The organism is Kribbella sp. NPDC049227, assembly GCF_043197265.1.
Classification (GTDB): Bacteria; Actinomycetota; Actinomycetes; order Propionibacteriales; family Kribbellaceae; genus Kribbella.
The window spans coordinates 68,903-91,822 of record NZ_JBICST010000005.1; the positions used below are offsets into that span (position 1 = coordinate 68,903).

At 69.2% G+C, this 22,920-nt stretch carries 28 protein-coding genes; 15 read left to right on the forward strand and 13 right to left on the reverse strand.

Going from position 1 to position 22,920, the window contains the following annotated elements; all coding sequences use genetic code 11:
* Window positions 1-12: 12 nt before the first annotated feature.
* The 3 genes from ACGFH6_RS22440 to ACGFH6_RS22450 form a co-directional block, all read right to left on the reverse strand.
* Window positions 13-906, reverse strand: coding sequence for a VanW family protein (locus ACGFH6_RS22440; protein ID WP_393386906.1), 894 nt, complete (start codon window positions 904-906; stop codon window positions 13-15).
* 228 nt (window positions 907-1,134) lie between these two features.
* A complete protein-coding gene (locus ACGFH6_RS22445) occupies window positions 1,135-1,587 on the reverse strand; it encodes an Rv3235 family protein (RefSeq protein ID WP_393386909.1) in 453 nt (150 codons plus the stop codon).
* A gap of 1 nt (window position 1,588) precedes the next feature.
* Window positions 1,589-2,269 (reverse strand): LysM peptidoglycan-binding domain-containing protein, encoded by a 681-nt coding sequence (locus ACGFH6_RS22450; RefSeq protein ID WP_393386911.1) that lies wholly within the window; start codon window positions 2,267-2,269, stop codon window positions 1,589-1,591.
* Between the two features lie 101 nt (window positions 2,270-2,370).
* Between ACGFH6_RS22450 and ACGFH6_RS22455 the strand changes: the two genes are divergently transcribed.
* Complete coding sequence (locus ACGFH6_RS22455) at window positions 2,371-2,916, forward strand: hypothetical protein (RefSeq protein ID WP_393386914.1); 546 nt, start codon at window positions 2,371-2,373, stop codon at window positions 2,914-2,916.
* 13 nt (window positions 2,917-2,929) lie between these two features.
* Here ACGFH6_RS22455 and ACGFH6_RS22460 read toward each other — a convergent pair whose 3' ends face one another.
* Entirely contained in the window at window positions 2,930-3,175 is a 246-nt protein-coding gene (locus ACGFH6_RS22460) for a helix-turn-helix domain-containing protein (RefSeq protein ID WP_131352629.1), read from the reverse strand.
* Window positions 3,176-3,357: 182 nt separating this feature from the next.
* On the opposite strand from ACGFH6_RS22460, the gene ACGFH6_RS22465 reads away from it, so the two are divergent.
* The 5 genes from ACGFH6_RS22465 (at window position 3,358) to ACGFH6_RS22485 (ending at window position 8,172) form a co-directional block, all read left to right on the forward strand.
* Window positions 3,358-4,017 (forward strand): SAF domain-containing protein, encoded by a 660-nt coding sequence (locus ACGFH6_RS22465; RefSeq protein WP_393386918.1) that lies wholly within the window; start codon window positions 3,358-3,360, stop codon window positions 4,015-4,017.
* Window positions 4,017-5,315 (forward strand): CpaE family protein, encoded by a 1,299-nt coding sequence (locus ACGFH6_RS22470; RefSeq protein ID WP_393386921.1) that lies wholly within the window; start codon window positions 4,017-4,019, stop codon window positions 5,313-5,315. The genes ACGFH6_RS22465 and ACGFH6_RS22470 overlap by 1 nt, the downstream gene beginning before the upstream one ends.
* 86 nt (window positions 5,316-5,401) lie before the next feature.
* The gene (locus ACGFH6_RS22475) at window positions 5,402-6,190 is read left to right on the forward strand and encodes a DUF4097 family beta strand repeat-containing protein (RefSeq protein ID WP_393386924.1); all 789 of its coding nucleotides are present in this window, start codon (window positions 5,402-5,404) and stop codon (window positions 6,188-6,190) included.
* 78 nt (window positions 6,191-6,268) lie between these two features.
* A complete protein-coding gene (locus ACGFH6_RS22480) occupies window positions 6,269-6,940 on the forward strand; it encodes an HAD family hydrolase (RefSeq protein ID WP_393386927.1) in 672 nt (223 codons plus the stop codon).
* The gene (locus tag ACGFH6_RS22485) at window positions 6,937-8,172 is read left to right on the forward strand and encodes a glycosyltransferase 87 family protein (RefSeq protein WP_393386930.1); all 1,236 of its coding nucleotides are present in this window, start codon (window positions 6,937-6,939) and stop codon (window positions 8,170-8,172) included. The genes ACGFH6_RS22480 and ACGFH6_RS22485 overlap by 4 nt, the downstream gene beginning before the upstream one ends.
* Here the strand turns inward: ACGFH6_RS22485 and ACGFH6_RS22490 are convergent.
* Both ACGFH6_RS22490 and ACGFH6_RS22495 read right to left on the reverse strand, forming a co-directional pair.
* Complete coding sequence (locus ACGFH6_RS22490) at window positions 8,133-9,488, reverse strand: hypothetical protein (protein WP_393386933.1); 1,356 nt, start codon at window positions 9,486-9,488, stop codon at window positions 8,133-8,135. The genes ACGFH6_RS22485 and ACGFH6_RS22490 overlap by 40 nt on opposite strands.
* Entirely contained in the window at window positions 9,485-9,973 is a 489-nt protein-coding gene (locus tag ACGFH6_RS22495) for a cupredoxin domain-containing protein (RefSeq protein ID WP_393386935.1), read from the reverse strand. The genes ACGFH6_RS22490 and ACGFH6_RS22495 overlap by 4 nt, the downstream gene beginning before the upstream one ends.
* A 184-nt stretch (window positions 9,974-10,157) precedes the next feature.
* Here ACGFH6_RS22495 and ACGFH6_RS22500 point away from each other — a divergent pair, with 184 nt between their 5' ends.
* From ACGFH6_RS22500 to ACGFH6_RS22515, 4 genes are read left to right on the forward strand one after another with little or no spacing between them, the layout of a single operon-like run.
* Window positions 10,158-11,624 carry a wax ester/triacylglycerol synthase family O-acyltransferase gene (locus tag ACGFH6_RS22500; protein ID WP_393386938.1) on the forward strand — a complete coding sequence of 489 codons (1,467 nt, stop codon included), beginning with the start codon at window positions 10,158-10,160 and terminating at the stop codon, window positions 11,622-11,624.
* Entirely contained in the window at window positions 11,621-12,151 is a 531-nt protein-coding gene (locus ACGFH6_RS22505; protein ID WP_393386939.1) for a DUF6912 family protein, read from the forward strand. Before ACGFH6_RS22500 ends, ACGFH6_RS22505 begins: the two co-directional genes overlap by 4 nt.
* Before the next feature lie 16 nt (window positions 12,152-12,167).
* The gene (locus ACGFH6_RS22510) at window positions 12,168-13,094 is read left to right on the forward strand and encodes a Ku protein (RefSeq protein WP_393388739.1); all 927 of its coding nucleotides are present in this window, start codon (window positions 12,168-12,170) and stop codon (window positions 13,092-13,094) included.
* Complete coding sequence (locus ACGFH6_RS22515) at window positions 13,091-13,594, forward strand: VOC family protein (protein ID WP_393386940.1); 504 nt, start codon at window positions 13,091-13,093, stop codon at window positions 13,592-13,594. The genes ACGFH6_RS22510 and ACGFH6_RS22515 overlap by 4 nt, the downstream gene beginning before the upstream one ends.
* On the opposite strand, the gene ACGFH6_RS22520 is transcribed toward ACGFH6_RS22515, so the two are convergent.
* Window positions 13,591-14,460 carry an alpha/beta fold hydrolase gene (locus ACGFH6_RS22520; protein WP_393386943.1) on the reverse strand — a complete coding sequence of 290 codons (870 nt, stop codon included), beginning with the start codon at window positions 14,458-14,460 and terminating at the stop codon, window positions 13,591-13,593. The two genes, ACGFH6_RS22515 and ACGFH6_RS22520, sit on opposite strands and share 4 nt — an antisense overlap.
* Before the next feature lie 10 nt (window positions 14,461-14,470).
* The gene (locus ACGFH6_RS22525) at window positions 14,471-14,860 is read right to left on the reverse strand and encodes a nuclear transport factor 2 family protein (protein WP_393386944.1); all 390 of its coding nucleotides are present in this window, start codon (window positions 14,858-14,860) and stop codon (window positions 14,471-14,473) included.
* A 57-nt stretch (window positions 14,861-14,917) separates the two neighbouring features.
* Here ACGFH6_RS22525 and ACGFH6_RS22530 point away from each other — a divergent pair, with 57 nt between their 5' ends.
* Together ACGFH6_RS22530 and pruA are read left to right on the forward strand one after the other, a co-directional pair.
* Window positions 14,918-15,451 (forward strand): TetR/AcrR family transcriptional regulator, encoded by a 534-nt coding sequence (locus tag ACGFH6_RS22530; RefSeq protein WP_393386947.1) that lies wholly within the window; start codon window positions 14,918-14,920, stop codon window positions 15,449-15,451.
* A gap of 137 nt (window positions 15,452-15,588) precedes the next feature.
* Window positions 15,589-17,217: an L-glutamate gamma-semialdehyde dehydrogenase gene (gene pruA / locus ACGFH6_RS22535; RefSeq protein ID WP_393386949.1), complete on the forward strand. Its 1,629-nt coding sequence runs from the start codon at window positions 15,589-15,591 to the stop codon at window positions 17,215-17,217.
* A gap of 138 nt (window positions 17,218-17,355) precedes the next feature.
* Here the strand turns inward: pruA and ACGFH6_RS22540 are convergent, their stop codons facing one another.
* Entirely contained in the window at window positions 17,356-18,000 is a 645-nt protein-coding gene (locus tag ACGFH6_RS22540) for a TetR/AcrR family transcriptional regulator (protein ID WP_393386952.1), read from the reverse strand.
* A 140-nt stretch (window positions 18,001-18,140) separates the two neighbouring features.
* On the opposite strand from ACGFH6_RS22540, the gene ACGFH6_RS22545 reads away from it, so the two are divergent.
* The gene (locus ACGFH6_RS22545) at window positions 18,141-19,007 is read left to right on the forward strand and encodes an esterase/lipase family protein (RefSeq protein ID WP_393386954.1); all 867 of its coding nucleotides are present in this window, start codon (window positions 18,141-18,143) and stop codon (window positions 19,005-19,007) included.
* 7 nt (window positions 19,008-19,014) lie between these two features.
* Here ACGFH6_RS22545 and ACGFH6_RS22550 read toward each other — a convergent pair whose 3' ends face one another.
* Entirely contained in the window at window positions 19,015-19,224 is a 210-nt protein-coding gene (locus ACGFH6_RS22550; RefSeq protein ID WP_393386957.1) for a hypothetical protein, read from the reverse strand.
* Window positions 19,225-19,387: 163 nt separating this feature from the next.
* Window positions 19,388-19,885, reverse strand: a complete 498-nt coding sequence (locus ACGFH6_RS22555; RefSeq protein WP_393386960.1) for a DUF2505 domain-containing protein — start codon at window positions 19,883-19,885, stop codon at window positions 19,388-19,390.
* 78 nt (window positions 19,886-19,963) lie between these two features.
* Here ACGFH6_RS22555 and ACGFH6_RS22560 point away from each other — a divergent pair, with 78 nt between their 5' ends.
* Window positions 19,964-20,776, forward strand: coding sequence for an alpha/beta fold hydrolase (locus ACGFH6_RS22560; RefSeq protein ID WP_393386962.1), 813 nt, complete (start codon window positions 19,964-19,966; stop codon window positions 20,774-20,776).
* Between the two features lie 13 nt (window positions 20,777-20,789).
* Here the strand turns inward: ACGFH6_RS22560 and ACGFH6_RS22565 are convergent, their stop codons facing one another.
* Window positions 20,790-21,503 carry a hypothetical protein gene (locus ACGFH6_RS22565; protein WP_393386965.1) on the reverse strand — a complete coding sequence of 238 codons (714 nt, stop codon included), beginning with the start codon at window positions 21,501-21,503 and terminating at the stop codon, window positions 20,790-20,792.
* Window positions 21,504-21,514: 11 nt separating this feature from the next.
* Window positions 21,515-21,976 (reverse strand): hypothetical protein, encoded by a 462-nt coding sequence (locus tag ACGFH6_RS22570; protein ID WP_393386968.1) that lies wholly within the window; start codon window positions 21,974-21,976, stop codon window positions 21,515-21,517.
* An 82-nt stretch (window positions 21,977-22,058) separates the two neighbouring features.
* Between ACGFH6_RS22570 and ACGFH6_RS22575 the strand changes: the two genes are divergently transcribed.
* The gene (locus tag ACGFH6_RS22575) at window positions 22,059-22,880 is read left to right on the forward strand and encodes a tryptophan 2,3-dioxygenase (protein WP_393386970.1); all 822 of its coding nucleotides are present in this window, start codon (window positions 22,059-22,061) and stop codon (window positions 22,878-22,880) included.
* Window positions 22,881-22,920: the final 40 nt, after the last annotated feature.

A 22,920-nucleotide genomic window follows, 5' to 3' on the forward strand; every position in this document is an offset into this window, starting at 1 on the left:
CCCGCCCGGGTGTCACCCCGGCGGTACGACGTCCAGGACCTGCCCGCCCGTCGGGACATATTTGACCAGGGCAACGTTCTCGCGAAGACACTCCTCGCGGAGGGTCGTGCCGGTGCGGCGATCGATCACCGTGCGCCAGATCTCGTTGCGTCGGAAGTAGTCCGCGCCGACCCGCAGGAAACGCTCGCCGCGGGCGAACACCCGGTACGACGCATCGGTCGGTGCGTCGGCCAGGATGTCGCCCTCGAGGTAGCGCTCGCCGACGCCGACGCGCAGCTGGAACGTCCGGTCGGTGTCGTTGCGGAACTGCAGATCCACGTAGTTGTAGACGATGCTGCAACCCACGCCCCACGGCAGCACCCGGCCGTTGTCCGGGAACGGGTCGAAGCTGTGCGTCGACCGCTGCGTGACCGTCAGCGGCGAGTGCAGCACCATCCAGTGCAGCAGGTTCGCGAGCTGGCAGATCCCGCCGCCGATGCCGGGCCGCGCCTGCCCGTTCGACAACCGCATGCCTTTCACGTATCCCTTGCGACGCGTCGCGTTCCCCACCAGCTTGTTGAACGAGAACGTCTCACCGGGCCGGATCAGCAGCCCGTCCACCTGAGCACAGGCGAGCTTCAGATTCGTCACCTTGTTGTGCTGCATCCACATCTCGGTCTCGCCGAGCTCCCGTAACAGCAGCGACTTGTGCCGCTTCACCCGCACCGGCAGGTCGTCCACCTGTCGCGTCTGGGCGTACGGCGTACTGGAGCGCAGCCACTCGATCCGCCGCAGCACCCGGTGGTAGCGCACCGCCACCGGGTACAGCATCGGGAGCCGCTCGGCCCATCGTTGCCGCCGCATCGCGGGCAGCACCCGCGCCCGCTCGGCCTTGCTGAGCTCCGCCAACCCGATCCGCCATGGCACGCCCGGAGTCACCCCAGTGGACTCCGGGTCTGCCAAGTGGGCCTGGGAATTCAGCGTCCTGCTGAGAGTCGTGTCAGACATTCGTTCCCCCGAACGACGAGGACCGATCGATCGACCGATCCGGTGAACGTACGCCGCGCCTGCGGCAGCCACGTGACGGCAGCAGCACGATCCGATTGCGCTCCGTGAGACGTCCGTACTTCCACGAGAGTTCGCCTGATCGCTCAGTCAGCCGAGCTCGAGCGCCGTACAGACCCAGCGGTTGCGGCGGACCTCCATCCGCAATGCGATGGCGCGCGAGCGATCGCCGTGCCGGACGTGTGCCGCGACCTCCGCCACCCGGTGAGCCGGCGTACACACCCGGATCGAGCGGATCACACTGCGCTCGTGCGCACCGCGTCCAGTGGCCGTCGTCGTCAACCCCAGCAGCCGCACTCGCCGGTTCAACTCCGCGAACACCTCCTCGTCCGCGAACCGCACCAGCTGCGAGATCGGCCGATCGCCGGCGATCACCTCCGACACCGCCTGCACCAACCGGGACGCCCACGCCACCGCGTCCGGCATCCCGGGCCGGACCGTGGGCCGCTGGTGCTCAGGGTTCGGTACGGACCGCAGCAGCCGCACGTTCGACCGAGGTTCGGCGATGGAGTCCGGCCGGCTGACCGTTGACAGGTTGTTCATGTCAGTTCTCCTGGGAGGTGGGCGGCGTGTGAAGGACCTGGCCGGGGTGGATGAGGTCGGGGTCGGAGCCGATCAGCCGGCGGTTCGCGCCGTACCAGTCCGGCCAGCGCTCTGCGATCTCCGCGTCCGTCGCGTGGGGTCCGAGCTCGTCCGCGGTGATGCGCCAGAGCGATTCCCCAGGCCGGACGACTCGCACCGGCCGACCTGAGCGGACCGTCGTGTAGCGCGTCGGCGCTCCAGCGGTAGGCCGATCCGGTACGCCGACGCGAGCGGGCGACTCGGCCTCGGGCTGGACGGTGGACCGCGGCTCCACCTGGCTCCAGGGGCGCGCCGTGCCCTCGACGGGATCGGCGTGGGCAGTGGTGAGCGTGAGTGGAGTGACCGCGGCCACGCCGAGGGCGGACCGCAGGAGAGTACGGCCGGTGTTCGAGGTGATCCGGCCGGCGATCGCGGATGCGGCGGCCCCGGCGACGCCAGGAAGCTGCTCGAGAACTGTGGCGAGCATCGCGAGGACGAGCCAGCCGTACGCGACCCACGCGACCGTGCCGACCGCGAGGACCGCCATCGAGTCGAGATCGTGGCTGCTCGCCGCGCCGATCGAGCCCGCGGTCGCCCAGCGCAGACCCAGGCCTACTCCGGCCAGCACCGTCAGCGTGAGCGCGCCCTTCACTCCCCGTGTCATCGCTTCCCTCGTGATCTATGGGTTTGCTTGCGTTTGCTTTGGTTAGATCACTATAGATCCCGGATCAGGGCAGTTGGCAAGTGCTGCGGTAGGTTCGGGGGATGCGATGGGACGCGTTGTTCCAGGACCTGGAGTCGCAGTTCGAGGCCATGCAGGAGGGAGACCTGTACGGCGAGGTCGCGGACCGGATCCGGACCGAGGTCGGCAAGATCACCGTGCTCGACCGCCTCCGCGGCGCCGTCGACACCGTCGTACGAGTCGAGGTGGCCGACGCCGAGCCCGTGCAGGGGCTGCTCACGCGAGTGGGGAAGGACTGCCTGCTGATCGAGGCGGAGCGGGCCGAGGAGTGGCTGATCCCGGTCGGCGCGCTGGTCGCCGTGCATCGGCTCGGTCCGTGGGCGGAGCCGGCGGTCGGGGCGGTGGCGGGGAAGCTGGGCCTGGCCCACCTGCTGCGCGGGATCGCTCGGGACCGCTCACCGGTCACGCTGTTCTGCGGGGGAGTCCCGGTCACCGGGACGATCGATCGGGTCGGGGCGGACTTCGTGGAGATCGCCGAGCATCCGCTCGACGCGCCGCGGCGGCGGAGCGAGGTCTACAACGTCAGGCTGGTCCCGACCGCGGCCCTGCGCGCGCTGCGTCGCCGCTGACGTCGCGGCTGACTCAGTGCAGGTCCTCGGCCTGCTCGGCTTCCTCGCCGAACGGGTGGGCGTCGATGAACTCGCGGGTCTCGGTGTACAGCCGCTCGATGTACTTCTCCAGCTCGGTCGCCTCGACCCGCCACTGGCCGCGGCCGCCGATCTTGACCGCCGGGATGTCGCCGCGACGCACCAGCGCGTAGACCTGATTCGCGGAGATGTTGAGCACCTCGGCGACGTCGGCGAGTTGGAGGAAACGCGGACCCGGCATCCGTCCTACTCCTTCACATCGTGGCTGGTTCCGTCAGTTTGCCATGGTTGGCGCCCGGATGACCGGGTTTGTCCCCAGCCTGTGACTGCCTGTGGATGACCGTGCACGGTGCGCCGCCGGACACGGCAGAATGTCCGCGCAGACGGATCGAGTGACTGGATCGAGTGACTGGGGAGCCCGACGTGGTCGACACAGTAGTGCGGAGTGGGTTCGGAGCGCCGTCCGCGCCCGCCCAGCGCAACCGGCGGGCCCGGTGGAAGGACGGCCGACTGCTCCTGGGCGTCCTGCTCGTGGCCGTCACCGGTCTGGCCGGCGCGAAGCTGCTCTCGTCCGCCGACGACACCACCACGATCTGGGCCGCCAGGCATGACCTCCCAGCCGGCACCAAGCTGACCGGCGACGACCTCACCACTGTGCGGGTGCGCTTCACCAGCAGCGACGACGCGAACAAGTACGTCGCCGCCGATGCTGACCTCAAAGGTCTGGTCGTCGCGCGGCCCGTCGACGCTGGGGAGTTCGTTCCACGCGAAGCCGCCGTACCAGAGGCTGAGAGCAACCGCACCGAGCTGCCGCTGTCAGTGGCGACCGGGCGGCTGCCGTCGGATGCGGCGGGCGGTGACCAGGTCGACATCTGGGTCGTCCCGAAGGCTCAGGACCAGGCGGCCAAGCTGATGTGGAGCGACGTCCGCGTGCTGCAGGTCGATGCGGTGAAGGGTGTCGCGGGTGGCTCGGCCCGCCGGCAGGTCCTGGTCGGCCTCGATCAGGACGATCTGCGACGACTCCCGGCGGCGCTGACCGCGATGAGCTCGGGTGAGCCGGTGCTGGTCAGGCGGGGCAGCTGATGTCGGTCCCAGTGCTGCTCGCGGTGACCGGAGCACCGTGGGAGGCAGACGTCGTACGCCGGGCCGAGCGTGCACCAGGCATCCGGGTCGTACGGCGCTGCGTGGACATCGCGGATGTGATGGCGGCAGCCGCGAGCGGGCAGGCGCGGGCGGTGCTGCTAGCGGACGACCTGCCACGGCTCACGTCCGATGCGGTGGCGGCGCTGCATGCTCGTCGGATCGCCGTCGTCGCGCTGGTTGATCCGTCTGAGAACGGCGAACCGTTCGGCACCGAGGACCGGCTCAGCCGGATGGGCATCGAGCGGATCCTGCCGGCCGACGTCAGCCCGGAGGACCTCGGCCGCGCAGTCACCGACGCAGTGGACGCCGGACCGCCCATCACGGCTTCGCACTTCTCCGGCGGGTTCGTGCCGGTGACGCCGGAGACGGCCGGCAACCCGCCACCCGAGTACAGCAACGGCAGCGGCCGGATGATCGCGGTCTGGGGCCCGACCGGCGCTCCCGGACGAACGACGGTCGCAGTCGGACTGGCCAGCGAGCTCGCAGCAAGGGGTGTACCAACGCTGCTGGCCGACGCCGATGTGTACGGCGGGACCGTGGCGCAGCAGCTCGGAATGCTCGACGAGACGTCCGGACTGGCGGCTGCAGCACGATCGGCGGCGAGCGGCGCCCTGGACATGCCGATGCTGGCGAAGCACGCGCGGCAGGTGGAGCCACGGTTGCTGGTGCTGACCGGGCTCAGCCGAGCGGACCGGTGGACGGAGCTGCGGCCGGCGGCGGTCGAGTCGATCTGGTCGACCGCGCGGATGCTCGCGCCGTGCACCGTGGTCGACGTCGGGTTCTGCATCGAGAGCGACGAGGAGATCTCGTTCGACTCGCTGGCGCCGCGGCGCAACGGCGCGACTCTGGCCACGCTCGAGGAGGCCGACGAGGTGATCGTCGTCGGTGCGGCCGACCCGGTCGGGCTGACCCGGCTGATCCGCGCGATCCACGAGCTCCGGGCGGTGGTGCCGTCGGCAGACGTCAGGGTCGTGGTCAACCGCCTCCGCTCCGGTTCGCTCGGCAGTTCGCCTGCCGACGCGGTCACCGAGGCCCTCGATCGGTACGCCGGGGTCCCAGTCACCGCCCTGCTCCCGAACGACCAAAACGCCGTCGATGCGGCGATGGCCGCGGGCCGCACCCTGGCCGAGGCGGCCCGGTCCAGCAAGATCCGCAAGGCACTCCAGCAGCTCGCCGCCGTGGTCGCCGAGGGGTTCCCGGGCCGGGCCCACCAAGACCCGAGACTCAGGGTCGGGTAGGTGGCGATCCGGGGGAAAACCCCACCGACACCGGTGCGGGGATGTGTCAGGGTGAACAGGTAGGTGTCACACCCTGAGGGGGAAGCATGTCCCAGGTCCAAGGCCGGCCGACGAGCACGATGAGTCCCGAGCGGCGGTACGGGATCGCCATCTCCGTCGCGCTGATCCTGGGCGGGGTCTACTGGGCTCTGACCGGGCTCACCGAGGACACCAAGACGAGCCAGGCCGGCTACCCCGTGCAGGGCGACTCACTGATCGTCGAGGCCGAGTCGGCGAACGTCGAGGTTCGCGTCGGTGACGTCTCCGACGTGCAGGTCGAGCGGAAGTTCGAGCGGAACCTGTTCGGCTCCGACCCGAAGGAGAAGTACGACGACGGCAAGCTGGAACTGCGCGACACCGGTTGCGGGTTCCTGTCGTTCGGCTGCGAGACGCACTACATCCTCACTGTGCCGAAGGACCTCAAGGTGACGCTGGAGAGCTCGAGCGGCGACCTCAAGGCCTCCGGGCTGCTCGACGGGGCGAACCTGAAGACCAGCTCCGGCGACATCGAGGTGCAGGACGTCGGCGGCTCGCTCTGGCTCGAGTCCAGCTCCGGCGACCTGGAGGCGAGCGGCCTGACCGCGACGTCGGTGTCGACGAAGAGCAGCTCGGGCAGCGCCGAGCTCGAGTTCGCCAAGGCGCCGCAGTCGGTGGACTCGGAGGCGAGCTCGGGTGACGTGACGATCCGGGTCCCCAACGACACCGTGGCGTACAAGGTGGACACCGAGACCTCGTCAGGCGACGAGTCCGCCACCGTCACGGCCGACCCGGCTGCCACCCGCACCATCGACGCCAAGACCTCCTCCGGCGACGTCACCGTCGAGTACACCCACTGACCTGATCATGCATATACGGCGAGTGACCGGCAGGACCGGCAGCGTGAAGCCGCTCATGTGCTGAGTAGGCTTGCGCGCATGTCGGACGGGAAGGTCGAGCTGCGCGGGCTCCTGGTGGACTGGGGTGGGGTGCTGACCTCCGGGCTGGAGGAGGCGCTGCGCCGGTGGGCCGAGCTCGACGGCTTCGACTTCGATTCCTACCTCCAGGCGGTGCTGGCCTGGCTGCCGGCCGAGAACCCGGCCGACGCCACGGCGGAGGCCGAGCTGAACCCGGTCCACGCGCTCGAGCGCGGACAGATCGCCGTACCGGACTTCGAGCGCAAGCTGGCCTCGATCCTGCTCCGCCGCGACGGTACGCCGGTGCCCGCGGAGGGGCTGATCGAGCGGATGTTCGCGCACTTCGAGCATCAGCCGGCGATGTCCGCGCTGGTCCGCCGGGCCCGGTCGCTCGGGATCCGCACGGCGCTGCTGTCGAACTCCTGGGGCAACACCTACCCGCGGGACACCTGGGACGGGATGTTCGACGACATCGTCATCTCCGGTGAGGTGGGGATGCGCAAACCGGACCCGGAGATCTTCCTGCTGGCCGCCCGCCGGCTCGACCTGAAGCCGGAGGAGTGCGTGTTCGTGGACGACCTGGAGCTGAACGTCGAGGGCGCCCGCGCGCTCGGCATGACCGGCCTCCTGCACACCTCGTACGACGAGACCCGCCGCGCCCTGGAATCCCTGTTCGGAGCCGACCTGACGTGACCGTGACGACCACCACCTCCTCACCCCGCCCGCTGGCTCTGCGCCGGATCCTGATCGTGATCGCGGTCTGCGCGGCCCTGGTCGCGCTCGGCGCATGGATCGCCGGTCTGTTCGACGGCATGATCGACCTCCGGGTGTACCGGATGGGCGGTTCGGTGCTGCTGCACGGCGACGCGCTGTACGACGCGCAGCTGCCCGGATCCGGGCTGCCGTTCACCTACCCGCCGTTCGCCGCGATCGCGATGGTCCCGCTGGCCGCCGTGCCGTGGGGTGTCGCACTGGTCGTCTGGACCACCATCTCGGTGCTGTGCATCACCTTGCTGTGGCGGACCAGCCTGACCAAGACGTTCTGGTCGTTCGTGACCCAGCGCAAACGGACCGCCGTGCTGGCCGCGCTCACGGTCCTGTCGCTGCTGCTCGAGCCGGTCTGGCAGACACTGCAGTTCGGTCAGATCAACCTGTTGCTCACGGCAATGATCCTGCTGGACCTGGTCCGGCCGGCCGGCGCCCGGCTGCGCGGCTTCTGGCTCGGCGTGGCGATCGGCGTGAAACTGACGCCGCTGCCGTTCCTCGCGCTGTTGATCGTCACCAAGCAGTGGCGGGCGCTCCGCAACGCCGTGTTCGGCCTGCTGGCCACCATGGCGATCGGGTTCGCGATCGTGCCGCACCAGTCCTGGCGGTACTGGACCGACGTCATCCTGGACGCGAACCGGGTCGGCGGTCTGGCCTACACCGGTAACCAGTCGTTCAACGGCTTCCTGCACCGGCTCGGCAACGACGCGAGCTGGGTGCAGCCGACGTGGTTCGTGCTCTCGGCAGTGTTCGGTCTGCTGGTGCTCTGGCTGTCCCGGCGCTACTGGCTGGCCGACGAGCGGGTCACCGCGATCTCCGTGATGGCGCTGGCCGTGCTGTACGCGTCACCGGTCTCGTGGAGTCACCACTGGGTGTGGATCATCCCGCTCGGCGTGAGCCTGATCCGCGCCGTGAACCGGGTCTGGGGTCTCAACCCGGCGGTGGTCGCCGGCGTGCTCTGGTACGGCCTGTTCGTACTGCGTTCGATCTGGTGGGTCCCCTACCGTGACGACCGCGAACTCAACTGGACCTTCTGGCAGTCGATCCCGGGCAACTCGCACCTGATCCTCGGCCTGCTCGCCTTCATCCTGCTCGCCGTCACCAGCCGCTCCCTCACGCGTCAGGACGAGAACAAGAGCAGCAAGCCACCCACGGTGTAGCCGACCATCACGACCAGCAACGGGATCTGACCGGCCAGAGCCTTCTGCCGGGGGAACAGCGCGACGGCGCGGTCGTGGGCCGAGATGACACCCAGTAGGTGGCCGCCCACCACCGCGAGCACCTGGAGCACGGCGATCGCCGTGCTGTGGTTGGTGATGCCGGTGTTCACGGCCAGCAGCCCGGTGCCGAAGATGTTGGCGCCGTTGCTGAGCGGGTCACTCAGGTAGATGAGCGTCCGCTGCCCCTCGAGGATGAACAGCGTCAGGTAGTGCGCGACGACGTACCCGAGGGCGATCGGTATGACGGAGTGCGCGAACAGACGCGGCAGTGACGTCCGGGAGCTATCCGACAGGCGCCCGGCCAGCAGAGTGGCGCCGGAGTACGTCACCAGCACGAACAGGATGAACACGATCAGCGCACAGGTGCCGAGCACGGTCATCGACACGTCCTGGTTCTGCGCCCAGCCGATCCACGCCGACGAGTTCGAGAACCCGTCGTAGGCCGTGGAGCCGAGCAGAGCGGAGACCATGCCGACGAGGCCAGGTAGCGGCTTGAGGCCGTCCAGGTTCTCCAGCGGCCGGCGGACCACCAGCGCTCCGTCGGTACGACGTCCCCACGGTGACAGCCGGGACATCAGGGTCGCGTAGACCTCGAACGGGTCGGCGGTCGAGAACCACCGGTCGCCGAACAGGATCGCGCCGAACATCGTGATCACGACGTACAGCGCCATCCACGCCTGCAGGACCGGGATGGTGGCCCGGTCCGGTGCGACCAGTTCGAGCCAGGTGAACGCGAAGATCCCCAGCGCGGCCGGCCAGAGCCCGAGCCGCGGCGAAAGCTCCAGCAGGCCCTTCGAGGGCGGCTGCCGCAACGCCTTGCAGAGCAGGAGGTGCAGGGTTCGCAGCGGGTTCAGCGTCCGCCAGACCGGGCCGAACACGATCGAGATCGGCACCAGCCCGACCCAGACCAGGATGTAGACGAACCCGAAGATCGGGTTGGTCAGCCGGTCCACGCCGAACACCAGCGACGTCATCGCGTAGAGGAAGGTCACCAGCCCGACCACCCGGACCACCCAGCGGAACCAACTGGCGTCGACGGTCCGGGTGATTGCGGCAGGCAACGGCTTGCCGGAGGCGTTGCCGCGGTACTTCGGGCTCCGCCAGGCCAGTGCGAGGACGACGAACGAGACGGCGATCGCGACCGCGGCCCCGCCGACCGCGAGGCCGAACGGGATCGGGAGGTCCTGCCGGCCGCCGATCCCGTGCAGCGGCAGGACGAGTGCGAGTGCCGGAGACCCGGCCAGAAGTAGTGTCACGAGACGACGAGTTTGGCGACCAGCTTGCCGCTCTTGTGCGTCTCGATCTCGAAGGTGCCCTTCATGTTCGCGGTGAACTTGACCGAGGCGGGCTTGCCGGGCGTCAGCTCCAGCTCCTTGTCGTAGCCGTGGATGTGCAGCTCTTCGTCGGTGTCGCTGACCGCGGTCACCAGCACGGTCTGGCCGGCCTTCGCCTTGACGCTCGCGCCGCTCGGGTTCACCTTGCCGTTGGCAACGGTGACGTTGATGGTCACGTCGGCCTGCTCGCCGGACGGGTCCGCGGTGTTCGACGGGCTGGAGGAGTTCGGCTTGCCCGGCGTCGCGGTCATGGTCGGCAGGTCGCTCGGCGTACTGGCCGGGGTGCTCGGCGGGGTGCTCGGGCTCGCGCCGCTGTCGGAGTCACCGCCGCCGCAGCCGGCCAGGACCAGCAGACCGAGGGTGGGGAGAAGGGCGGCGGCGGTACCGCGAGTGAGCGTCGAACGCATGGGTCGAGGGGCCTTTCAAGGGGTCTCTTCGGTTTCTCAGGACGCGGGACACGCCCTCTTGCCTGACGAACACAGATAGCTCAGTGTTCCCAGAGAGCTCTCTACGGCCAGTGTCGCAGCCCACTGTCGGATCCGGCCGCTAGGGTGACGAGACAAGCTTCGACTGCGAGAGGAAGGTGATCGGATGCCGGATCGGCTGACGTCGCTGGACCTCACCTTCCTCAAGGCCGAGTCGCCGGCCACCCCGATGCACGTCGGGACGGTCGACATCTTCGAGCCGCCGGTGCACTCCGGTGACGGGTTCGACTACGAGAGCCTGGTCGCGCTGATCCGGGACCGGATCGCGTTCGTGCCGCGATACCGGCAGCGCGTGCAGCAGGTGCCCGGCCGGTTCGCCGGCCCGGTCTGGGTGGACGACGAAGAGTTCGACATCACCTTCCATGTACGGCGCTCCGCTCTGCCCCGGCCGGGGACGCACGCGCAGCTGCTCGAGCTGGTCGCCCGGATCATGTCCCGGCGGCTGGACCGGGCCCGCCCGCTCTGGGAGATGTACCTGGTCGAGGGCCTGCAGGGCGACCGGTTCGCGATCATCGCCAAGTCCCACCAGGCCCTTGTCGACGGCAACAGTACGGTCGACATCGGCCAGGTCGTGCTGGACTCGACCGCACATCCGCGGGAGACGCCGACCGACACCTGGCAGCCGGATCACCCGCCGTCGGCGCTGGAGCTGCTGGCCGGCGTGTTCGCCGACGCCACCCGCCACCCGACCGCTGTGCTGGAGTTGGCCCGGGCCGAGATGGCCAGCCTGACCGGCTCCACCTCGGTCCGCGAGGTGCTCGGCGACGTGGTCGGCTCACTGGCAGCGCAGCGCCACGCGCAGGAGAGCTCACTGCACGTGAAGACGTCAGGTCAGCGCCGGTTCACCACCGTGCAGACCGACCTCGAGGACTACCGGACCGTCCGGGCGATGCACGGCGGCACGGTCAACGACGTGGTCCTCGCGGTCGTCGCGGGTGCGTTCCGGGCCTGGATGATGACACGGGGTGAGGGCGTCGGCCCGACCCGCAGCGTACGGGCGGTGGTCCCGGTGAGCATCCGCGACGACGAGGACGACGAGCCGACCTCGCTCGGTTCCCGGGTGATCGCCTCGACGGTGAACCTCCCGGTCGGCGAGAACTCTCCGGTCATGCGGCTGCACCAGATCTCGTACCAGACCAAGGTGCACAAGGACACCGGCCGCGCGGTCAGCGCCCGGTCCCTGGTCGGCATCGCCGGGTTCGCGCCGACCACTCTGCACGCGCTGGCCGCCCGGGTCGCCACCACCACGGTCCGGCCGATCGACGACGTGGTGATCACCAACGTGCCCGGGCCGCAGTTCCCGCTGTACGCCAAGGGTGCGCCGATGCTCGCGTCGTACCCGGTGGTGCCGTTGATGCCCGGTCAGGGGCTGTCCGTCGGCGTCACGTCGTACGACGGGAAGGTCTCCTTCGGGCTGAACGCGGACCGCACCGCGATGCCCGACCTCGCTGTGTTCGGCCAATGTGTGACGGATGCGCTGGACGAGCTGCTCGACACGACCAAGGGCAGCCACAACCGGGCCTCCCGGGGCCGGAAGAAACCCCGCGGCACGACCAAGAAGGCGGGTACATGAGGGTCTACATCCCATCCACACTGCGGTTGCTGAGCGTCGCGTGCACTGCCGGTGAGATCGGCCCGGCGCCGCTGACCGCGTACGCCGTCACCCCGGCCCTGCGGGAGTGGTACGCCGAGGGCGACGACGAGGAGCTCGAGTACGCCGCGATGGCGCAGGCTGCTCGGGCCTCGGTCGGACTGCTCGCGGCCGACCCGGTCACGGCCCGGCGCCGCGTCGTGGTGGCCGCCGAGGTGAGCGCCGTACCGCCGGCCGATGGTTCGGTCGAGCTGGGGGACGCCGTGCTGGAGCTGCACGTCGTGATCCCGTGGACGTCGGTCGCGGCCGTGCACCTGGACGCCGCGGGTGCGAGCGCGGTGGTCGGGAAGGCCGCCGACCTGTGGGATGCCGCCCAGAACGGTGACGACGACGCACTTTTCGCCCTCGATTCGTGCGAGGGTGAAGATCTGCTGTGGTATGCGACACAGGAGGTCCCCGATCTGCTCGCCGCGGAGAGATCCCGCGGCGGCGTGACGGGCCCGAGCTGACAGGGAGCTGATGGCGATGCAGGCGATCTGGAAGGGTGCCATCTCGTTCGGGATGGTGACGATCCCCATCAAGGTGTTCTCCGCGACCGAGGAGAAGGACATCTCGTTCCGCCAGGTGCACGTCGCCGACGGGGGCCGGATCAAGTACAAGCGGGTCTGTTCGATCGACGGCGAGGAAGTGCCGTACTCCGACATCGGCAAGGGCTACGAGATGGCCGACGGCCGGATGGTGGTGCTGGAGCCGGACGACTTCGCCGACCTGCCGCTGTCCAGCAAGAAGGTCATCGACGTCCTCGAGTTCGTGCCCTCGGACCAGGTCGACCCGCTGTACCTGGGCAAGTCCTACTACCTGCAGGCCGACGGCGGGCCGGGCGCCAAGCCGTACGTGCTGCTCCGGGACGCGCTCGAGGGCTCCGAGCTGTACGCGCTGGTCAAGGTGGCGCTGCGGTCGCGGGAGAGCCTGGGCCTGCTGCGGACGGTCGACGACATCATGGTGCTGCAGGTGATGCTGTGGCCGGACGAGGTCCGCGACGCGTCCTTCGCGGCTCCGCCGGAGGACGTGGAGATCCGCTCCCAGGAGAAGGCGATGGCGTCGTCGTACATCGACACGCTGCGGGGCGAGTTCGATCCGGACCAGTACCACGACGAGTACCGGTCGGCGCTGGAGAAGGTAGTCGAGGCGAAGGCGGCGGGCGTCCCGCTGCCGGAGACCGAGGAAGAGGAGACCGAGGGCGCCGAGGTCGTCGACCTGGTCGCCGCGCTCCGGGCCTCGGTCGAGGCCGCCAAGGCTCGCCGCGCGGGCGGATCCGGGGACGCCGAGCCGGCCACGAAGGCTCCGGCGAAGAAGGCGGCCGCGAAGAAGGCACCGGCCAAGAAGGCGGCAGCAGCCAAGAAGGCGCCGGCGAAGAAGGCCGCCAAGAAGACCGCGAAGAAGTCCGCATGACGGAGCAGCCCGGGATCCCGGACCCGCAGGCCGGGGTCCCGGCGCCGCCGCCAACGCAGACCGAGATCCCGAAGGACGCCTCGGAGATCCCGGACGATCCCAACGCGGCGCTGGTGAAGCCAGGCGCGTTCCTGCTCGAACTCATCCCGGTGCCGGTGACCGACATCGACCGGGCGAAGCGGTTCTACTCCGAGCAGGCCGGGTTCCACGTCGACGTCGACGTGACACCCGCGGACGGCGTACGCGTCGTGCAGTTGACTCCGTCGGGGTCGTTCTGCTCGATCGCCCTGTTGCAGGGGCTGCCGATGATGGACATGGAGCCGGGCAGCCTGCGAGGTCTCCACCTGGTCGTGAAGGACATCGAGGCCGCTCGCCAGGAACTGATCGGCCGCGGCGTCGACGTCGGCGAGACCGAAGATCTCGGCGGCGTCTTCTACGCCTGGTTCCAGGATCCCGACGGCAACACCTGGACCCTCCAACACATGCCCTGGCGGCCCTAACCCCGTTCGGCGACGAACTTCAGCAGCCGTGCGTTGAACTCCTCCGGGAACTCGGCCGGCAGACCGTGCCCGGCTTCCGGCCAGAGCTCGGTCTGGTTGTCGGGCAGCAAGGTCTGCGCCCGCCGCGCCGCCTCGAGCGGATTGTGGACGACGCTGCGCCCGCCCAGCAGCGCCAGCACCGGCAACCGGATGCTGCGCAACGCGTCATCGTTCCCGTACGTCGGCATCGGCAACTTCATCCGGTAGTCGCGCAACCCAGCCATCACCAGCCGCCCGGCCGGTTGCTCGATCGGCACCCCGCCCGCGACCCACTGCAGGTACCGCGTCCCAACACCGTCCGGCAGACCGGGCACCAGCGCGAACCCGCCGAGCAGGAACCGCCAGGCGAACCGCGCGAACACGTTCGCGGGCTCGACCAGTGCGAGTGAGGAGATCCGCTCGGGTGCATGCAACGCCAGGTTGAACGCGAGCCAGGCACCACCGGAGACCCCTGCGACGTGGGCCTTCTCCAGCCCGAGCCCGGCGAGCGTCTCGTTCAGCCACACCGCCTGCTCCGCGGATGACCTGATCGGCACGGTCTGCGCACTCCGGCCCGGCTCCCCGAGTACGTCGATCGCGTACACCGGATGGGTCGAGGCCAGCTCCGGGATGTTCTGCTCCCACATCACCGTCGTCCCGGCCCGCCCGTGCAGCAACACGATCGGCTCCCCGTCGTCAGCGCCGTACCGATAGACCCGCACCCGGCCGTACGTCGTACTGACGTCGAGAGACTCGCGCAGTCCGGGAATCCCCATGACCGTCACGTCGTACAGGCGCAGGTAGGTCTCCTGAGCCTCGGCACTCACGAAATGCCCGACACCAGTCACATCCGCGAACCTACCGTCCCAGCGGACGGCGGCGGGGAATCACCTGCCGATGGCTGATGCGCCAGCCGGCCGGGGTGCGGACGACGACGTCCTTGTACGTGAGGCTGGCGCAGCTGCCGTCGGCCATGATCCCGATGGCCTTCGAGAGGCCCTCCACTTCATCCGGGCCCACGTCGGTCAGTACGACGTTGGTGACATGGTGGCCGACCGGGTTGCCGTCGCCGAGAGCGAGTCCGGCCTCCCAGAGTGCCGCGGTCCCGACGATCACGCCGCCGCCGAGGTCCGAGACGTCGTACCTGACGTCCGGGGTGAACAGCCGATCCGGCGGCTCACCCGCGTCGACCAGGTGGCCATGCATCGAGATCAGGTCGGTGATCGCGATCCGGTCGTCGAGATCCATGCGGTGCTCCTAACTGGGGAGGTCCCCGGTTCGATCCGTCGGCTAGTCTAACCAGGGATGTCCCCACTTAAGCCACTGCGTGCCGATGCCCAGCGGAACCGCGACCAGCTCGTCGCGGTCGCGCAGGCCGTCTTCGTCGAGCTCGGCACCCAGGCACCGCTCGACGAGATCGCTCGGCGGGCCCGGATCGGCAACGCCACGCTGTACCGCCACTTCCCGACCCGCGACGATCTGATCGTCGCCGTGTACGCCGGGGAGGTCGCCGAGCTGTGTGCGGTCGACGACGGCGTCGACCTGTTCGACTGGCTGGAGCGGTTCGTCCGGCACGTGGCCGAGAAGGGGGATCTGGCGCGCAGCCTGGAGCCGTCGGCGCGACGGTCGGAGCTCCACGAGGAGTGGCACGCGGCCATGGTCGAGACGGTTGGGCGACTGGTCGGGCAAGCCCAGCGAGAGGGTCGACTGCGGGCCGATGTGGACCCGGTCGACCTGCTGGTCATGGCGGCCGGAATGGCCACCGCGGAGCCTGCTCGAGTGAAACGTATGCTACAAATGTTGAGGCGCGGGGCGGGTGCTTCCTCACCTGACCAGTAGAGCTCCTGGTCGGGTCTGTGGTCAGGTTCGTTTCAGGTGGTCGGTCGTGGCACCATGCTCGTATCACCAGCGAGCGCGCCGCCCACCCGCACGGCGTACCCGCACGATCCACACCACCAGATCGAGGAGCCCGCAGTATGGATGCCGTCACCGTCGTTCCGACGCCCGCCAACGAGACAGTGAAGGGGTATGCCCCCGGATCGGCCGAGCGCTCGAGCCTGGAGGCGAAGCTCAAGGAGTTCACCTCGGCGGGGGCGATCGACCTGACCTGCACCATCGGCGGTGAGCAGCGGCTCGGTGGCGGCGCGTCGATCCAGGTGGTCCAGCCGCACAGGCACGCGCATGTGCTCGGCACTCTCGGCAACGCGACCGAGGCCGATGGCCGATCGGCCGTGGTGGCGGCGCTCGCGGCTGCCCCGTCGTGGCGGTCGCTGTCCTTCGACGACCGCGCCGCGATCTTCCTGAAGGCGGCCGACCTGCTGTCCGGCCCCTGGCGCGACACACTGAACGCGGCCACCATGCTCGGCCAGTCGAAGACGGTGCAGCAGGCCGAGATCGACGCCGCCTGTGAGCTGATCGACTTCCTCCGCTTCAACGTCGCGTTCGCGCGGCAGATCGTCAGCGACCAGCCGATCTCGTCGCCGGGGGTGTGGAACCGGGTCGACTACCGGCCGCTGGAGGGCTTCGTCTACGCGATCACGCCGTTCAACTTCACCGCGATCGCCGGCAATCTGCCGACCGCGCCCGCGCTGATGGGCAACACCGTCGTCTGGAAGCCGTCGCCGACGCAGCAGTTCGCGGCGCACTGGACGATGCGGCTGCTGGAGGCCGCGGGGCTGCCGGCCGGGGTGATCAACCTGGTCACCGGTGACGGCCTCGAGGTGAGCAAGGCCGCGCTGACCCACCCGGATCTGGCCGGCATCCACTTCACCGGCTCGACCAAGACGTTCCAGTCGCTGTGGGGCACGGTCGGCGCGAACATCGCGACGTACAAGACCTATCCGCGGCTGGTCGGCGAGACCGGTGGCAAGGACTTCATCCTGGCGCACCCGTCGGCGGACCCGGCGGTGCTGAAGACGGCGATGGTGCGCGGCGCGTTCGAGTACCAGGGCCAGAAGTGCTCCGCCGCCAGTCGCGCGTACGTCGCCCGCTCGGTGTGGGACCGGATCCGCGACGACCTCGTCGCCGAGACCGAGTCGCTGACCATGGGTGACGTCACCGACCTCTCGAACTTCATCGGCGCGGTGATCGACGACCGGGCCTTCGCCAAGCACAAGACTGCGCTGGACCGGGCCGCGGCGACCGATGCGATCGAGGTCGTTGCCGGTGGCACCTATGACGACAGCGAGGGGTACTTCGTCCGGCCGACACTGCTGGTGTCGGACGACCCGACCGACGAGATCTTCACCACCGAGTACTTCGGCCCGATCCTCGGCGTGCACGTGTACGACGACGCCGACTACGACAGCGTGATGCGGGGGATGGAGCACTCCGCGCCGTACGGGCTGACCGGTGCCGTGATCGCGCAGGATCGGCACGCGGTCGCCGAGGCTGCCGAGTACCTGCGGTTCGCGGCCGGCAACTTCTACGTGAACGACAAGCCGACCGGTGCGGTGGTCGGGCAGCAGCCGTTCGGTGGTGCGCGCGCGTCCGGGACGAACGACAAGGCCGGCTCGATGTGGAACCTGATCCGCTGGGCCAGCCCGCGGTCGATGAAGGAGACCTTCGCCCCGCCCACGGACTACAGGTACCCCCACCAAGGCTGAGGGAAGGAAAGCAAAAAACAGTAGTGGTGGGGCCGCACCAAGGCTGAGGGAAGAAAAGCAAAGACGGTAGTGGTGGGGCCGCGCCAAGGCTGAGGGAAGAAAGCACAGGCCTGCCGGCTACTGGGATGTGTGGCGGGGTTAGGTGATCAGGCCTCGGCGGACGGTGATGTAGAAGGTGGTCAGGTCGTCGATCAGGGTCTCGATCTGGCGCTGGTTGCTGAGGTTCGCGTCCAGCATCCAGTCCGAGATCAGGTCGAACAGGCCGCCGACGAGGCCGATCGCAACGCTGTGACGAACCGCCCGCTGGTCGGAGGCATCCCGGCCGGTGGGCGGTCCGTCGTAGCGGTCCCAGAGCTGCTCGAGGAAGCCGGCCGCCCAGCGCCGGTTCGCCCGCCGCTGCCGCTCGACCAGCTCGGAGATCCCGGACGCCATCCCGAAGGTGACCTTGGTGACGCGCGGGTCGTCGACGAGCTCGTGCACGAAGGTGGCGAGCAGCCGCGGCGCCTCCTGCCGCTCGTTGCCGGCTGCCTGTGCGGCGACGCCGACCATCCGCTCCTCGAGCCGTTCCGAGGTCCGCCGCAGTAAGGCGACGTAGCACTCCTCCCGGCTGGAGAACAGCTCGTAGAAGCTCTTCGTCCCGATGTACGCCGTACTGCAGATCTGCTCGATGGATGTGCCGAGATAGCCGTTGGCGGCGAACAGATTGAGCGCCGCATCCAGCAGCTGCTCACGTCGTTCGGCCCGCCGTTGCTCGGCGTCCAGTCCCCGTATGGTGCGACTCATGCGCTGGACGTTACCCCTCGTACTGGATTCGTAACCGAGGGAACATGTTCCGAACACGAGGACTTGTTTGCAACCAAGGACCGTGCTCTACTGCCCGTGATCCAGCAACTACGGAACGATACAACCACGGGGAAAGCACCATGCCAAATCGTCTGCGTCGCGCCGCCGCCGTCCTGATCGCCGCCGTCCTGCTCACCGCGTCCGCCACCGCCGCCACGACCGCGAACGCCGCGCCCTCATCCGGTGTCGACAACTGGTCCTGCAAGCCGTCCGCCGCTCATCCGAACCCCCTCGTCCTCCTGCATGGCCTCGGTGGCAACGGCCCCGGCAACTACTCGTTCCTCGGTCCGTTCCTGGCCGCGAAGGGGTACTGCGCGTTCACGCTCACCTATGGTCAGGCCACGCCCGCGATCCCGGTCGGTGGCACGGTCTCGATCGCGCAGTCGTCGGCCGAGATCCAGGCCTTCGTGCAGCAGGTCCGCCAGGCGACAGGCGCTGCGAAGGTCGACATCGTCGGGCATTCCGAGGGCGGCTTCCAGAGCATCTACGGCCCCAAGGTCCGCGGGTACGCCGGGCAGGTGGGCAAGGTGGTCGCGCTGGCTCCGCCGACACACGGTACGACGTTCGGCGGTCTGGTCAGCGTGGGCGACTACCTGGGCCTCAGGCCGCTCGTCGACCAGGTGCTGCAGCAGTTCGGCTGCCCGGCCTGCGACGAACTGATCGTCGGCGGTACGGCGGTCGCGAAGCTCACCGCGGGCCCGATCGCCCAGCCCGGTGTGAAGTACACGGTGATCGCGTCGCGGTTCGACGCGCTGGTGACCCCGCACGAGACGTCGTTCATCCGCGAGCCCGGAGTGACGAACAAGTTCGTCCAGGACACCTGCCCGCTCGACCCGGTCGGGCATGTCGGTCTGGCCTTCGACCCGACGGTGGCGCAACTGGTCGCGAACGCGCTGGATCCCGCCCACGCGTCCCGAGTGGTCTGCGCGTTCGGCCCGCCGCTGTAGGCAAGGGTCAGGCGCTGCGGTGATACTCCTGCAACGGTGGATCGACGAGCAGCGCGGATCCGCACTTCACGCAGATCCACTCGTCGGGCTCCTCGACCAGGTGATCGGGTGCCTCGATCCGCTCGAACGGCATCACCGTGGCGCAGAAGACGCAGAACTGCGAGTCCTCGCCCGGCTCCGTGCGCTGACCCTTCTGACGAAAGACTGGCTTCCGCATGACTGGCTCACCTCCGAAGAGCACCCCGCGCTCCTCAGACTGCCACCGCGCATGACCCACCCCGGGTAGCGACACACACCCGAGCGAGTCCGGGGACAGGAACCGGGGGCTGCGGACAGGTTCTGTGCTGTCCCCAGCCCCCGGAAGTCCCGCGGTCTGGCGGTTAGTTGGTGCCGTTGTGCCACTCGCGACCGAGTTCGTGCTCCTTCTGCAGACCGGCCTTGATCGCGTCCACCACGAACGGCTCCATCTTCTTGCCGATCAGCGGAACGGCGACCTTCACGTCCAGGTCGATCGCCTGCACGGCCTGACCACCGGCGCCGGTGATGCTCGCGGTGCCCTTCAGCGTGACCGGGGTGTTGACGATCTCGCCGGAGACGTCGGCGTCGCGGGACCCGTCCGGCTTGGCCGCGTGCCAGGTCTCGGTCTGGACCAGGGTCAGCGTCTCACCGACGAACTTCTTGGCGAAGTCCGGGACGCCGTCCGACGGCATCTCCCGGCGGACCTTGACGACCGTGTCGCTCCCGGACTTGGTCACCTCGACGTTGTACGACAGCGCCTTGGTCTTCTCGCAGGCCTGCTCGCGGAAGGTGGCGTCCGTGACGATCGCGAACACTTCCTCGGGGGTGGCGTCGTACGACGCCGACAGCTTGAGCTCCATGCCGCACATCATGGCACCACCCATCGGTCACGGAACCCCTCCGCCACCGCGGTCACCGAGGATCGTTACGCTCGCCCGATGGACAGCGGTTATCTACCTGTACCCGGCGGGGACCTCTATTTCGAACGCACCGGCCACGGATCGCCGATCGTCTTCGTGCACGCGGGAATCGCGGACCTGACCATGTGGGAACAGCAGGTCGCCGAGTTCGCGAAGGACCATACCGTGGTCTGTTTCGACAGCCGGGGTTTCGGGCGATCGAGGACCGAGGCGGTCGAGTTCTCCCCGGTCGACGACCTGCGCGCTGTGCTCGACCACCTGGAGATCGGGCAGGCGGTCGTTGTCGGCTGCTCGCGCGGCGGTCAGCACAGCCTCGACTTCACGGTGGAGGAGCCGGATCGAGTCGCCGGCCTGGTCTGGGTGTGCGGCGGTGTCAGCGGCTCGTCGCACGAAGCGCCGCCGGCGCAGACCGCGGTCTTCGACCGCATCGAGGCGCTGTGGAAGGCGAAGGACTGGGACGCCCTGGTCGACCTGGAGACTCACGTCTGGACTGACGGCCCGTTGCAGCCCGAAGGGCGCGCGCCGCAGCCGGTCCGCGAACACGTCCGACGGATGATCCATGCCATCGAGACGAGGAGCGAAGAAGAGCCACAGGTCCTGCCGCTGTCTCGTCCCGCCGCCGATAGGCTCCAGGACATCGCCTGCCCGGTACTCGTCGTCATCGGTGCGCTCGACACCACCGGTACGCAAGCTTCCGCCGACTTGCTCACGGCCGGAGTCGCCGATGTCGAGCGCGTGGACTTCCCCGACTCCGCGCACGTTCCCAACATGGAGCACCCCGAGCGGTTCAACACCGCCCTTCGCGACTTCCTCGCTCGCCACAGCCTCTGAGCGAGGCAAGTCGCTAGCGCGGCGTCAGGGTGAGGGTGACCGTATGGTTCTGAGCCGCGTTCCGGAAGGGTGGCCGGCCCTGGTCACCGGACTGCATGGCGAACACGGTCAACGGGAGCCCGGATGCCGCACTGAGCTCCTGTGTGGCGGTGCGCGCGCGAAGGAGCGCCGTACGCGATCCGCCCGAGGTGCTGCTCCCGGGCACGACGACCGAGTAGCCGGTCACCGTGATCGCGGCATCGAGACCCGGCAGTCGCTTGCCCAGGGCAACCAGTGCGTCCTGCCGGTCCGGGCCGAACTCGGTGCCGGCGGAGAACAGACCTTCGGCGAAGAGCAGGACGACGGAGTACCCGGTCCAGTCGAGGTCCCGGCCGGCCCGCAGCCGTCCGGCCACGGTCGGGGTGGTGGTCGTGACGCTCGGCTCGTAGCTGAGCTGGACCGCGAACCCGCCCGCCGCGGGTGCGGCAGACGCCGGTGCCGGGTGCCGGACCGTGCTGGCGAACACGGCCGCGCCGCGCGCGACCACTGTCGACGGATCGAGCCGGGTGTCCAGCTCGATGCCGAGGCCCCGGGCCGGATCCGAGAGGAGCTCCCGCAGGCCACCTTTCCACCTCGGGAAGCCGGTCCGGACCGGAATCAGGACCGTCTGGACCCGCCTTGGACCCCCGGTGGACGCACCCTGGACCGAACCTGCACCCGGGCGAGCGGATTTCGTTGCCCGGGACAACCCGAGGGGCGTCAGGACAGCAGCAGGGACGCGAGGATGCCGAGGGTGAGGGGCAGCGTGACGGCGATGGCCAGCCGGCGGCCGCGACGGTTGCGCCGGCGGATCGTGGTGCGGTCGATCGTCGTCGCGCAGGGCTCGAAGCCCAGCGAGTCGGCCGGTGCGAAGAGACCGCCGAGCCGATCGAGCATCGACTGAGCCGCCGCCTGCCGGCCGGCCTCGTGGACGACGCGACGCCGGAGGAACTCCCGTGGGTCGCCGCTCGGGAGGTGCAGCCCGGGCGGCAGGGCGCGCTGCACGACAGCGTGGGCGGCGGCGATCCGCCGTGACCTGCTGATCGAAGGCGGGAGGATCAGATAGGCCAGGTGGACCAGGGACGCGTAGTCCCCGAGCAGCAGCGCCTCGATCTGCGGTTCTTCCCGGGTCGGTCCCTGGATCGGTCCGGGGATCAGCGGCGTCTCGACCGTGGCGGACATGCAACTCCTCGTTTCGGCGTACCCCACCTCCAACGAGCGAATGGCTGACCGGTCACGGACCCTGTCGGCTACCCTCGGGCGCATGAGCAGTTCTGACGGGGTGGCGGGGCGGTGGGACGGCGTTGACGTGCATTTCGGCGAGGCGGGCGGACGGCTCACGTACGGGAGCTATCTGCGGCTGGCCGAGCTGCTCGACCAGCAGCGGCTCGAGTCGGATCCACCGGCGCACGACGAGTTGCTGTTCATCACGATCCACCAGGTCTACGAGCTGTGGTTCAAGCAGGTCCTGCACGAGCTGACCGCCTCCCGGGACGCGATGCTGTCCGGCGAACTGTGGCTGGCCGAGCACCTGCTCCGCCGCGTGCACACGATCGAGCGCACGCTCACCCAGCAGGTCGACATCCTGGAGACGATGACCCCGCAGGACTTCGGTGAGTTCCGGCACCGGTTGTCGCCGGCCAGCGGGTTCCAGTCGGTGCAGTTCCGCGAGATCGAGTTCCTGTCCGGGGCGAAGGATCCGTCCTTCGTCCGCCGGTTCCGCGGCCTGACCGAGGCGGAGAAGGAGCGCCTCGGCCGGCGGCTGGAGGAGCCGACCCTGTGGGACGCGTTCCTCGTCGTCCTCGAGAAGGCCGGCTTCGGCACCGACACCGAGGACTCCGTCCGGGACGCGCTGCGCAAGGTCGCCGGTGACCGCAGCCACTACGCCGCGGTCTGGGAGCTTGCCGAGGTCCTGCTCCAGCACGACGAGCTGGCGGCCGCCTGGCGTGCCCGGCACGTGGTCATGGTCGAGCGCATGATCGGCACCAAACCAGGCACCGGCGGCTCCTCCGGCGCCGGGTACCTGCGCAGCCGGTTGGATCTTCGTTACTATCCGTTGCTTTGGGATCTGCGTACGACCCTCTAGTCTCACCGCGCACAGAGCCGATGAACGGCCCGATGAAGGG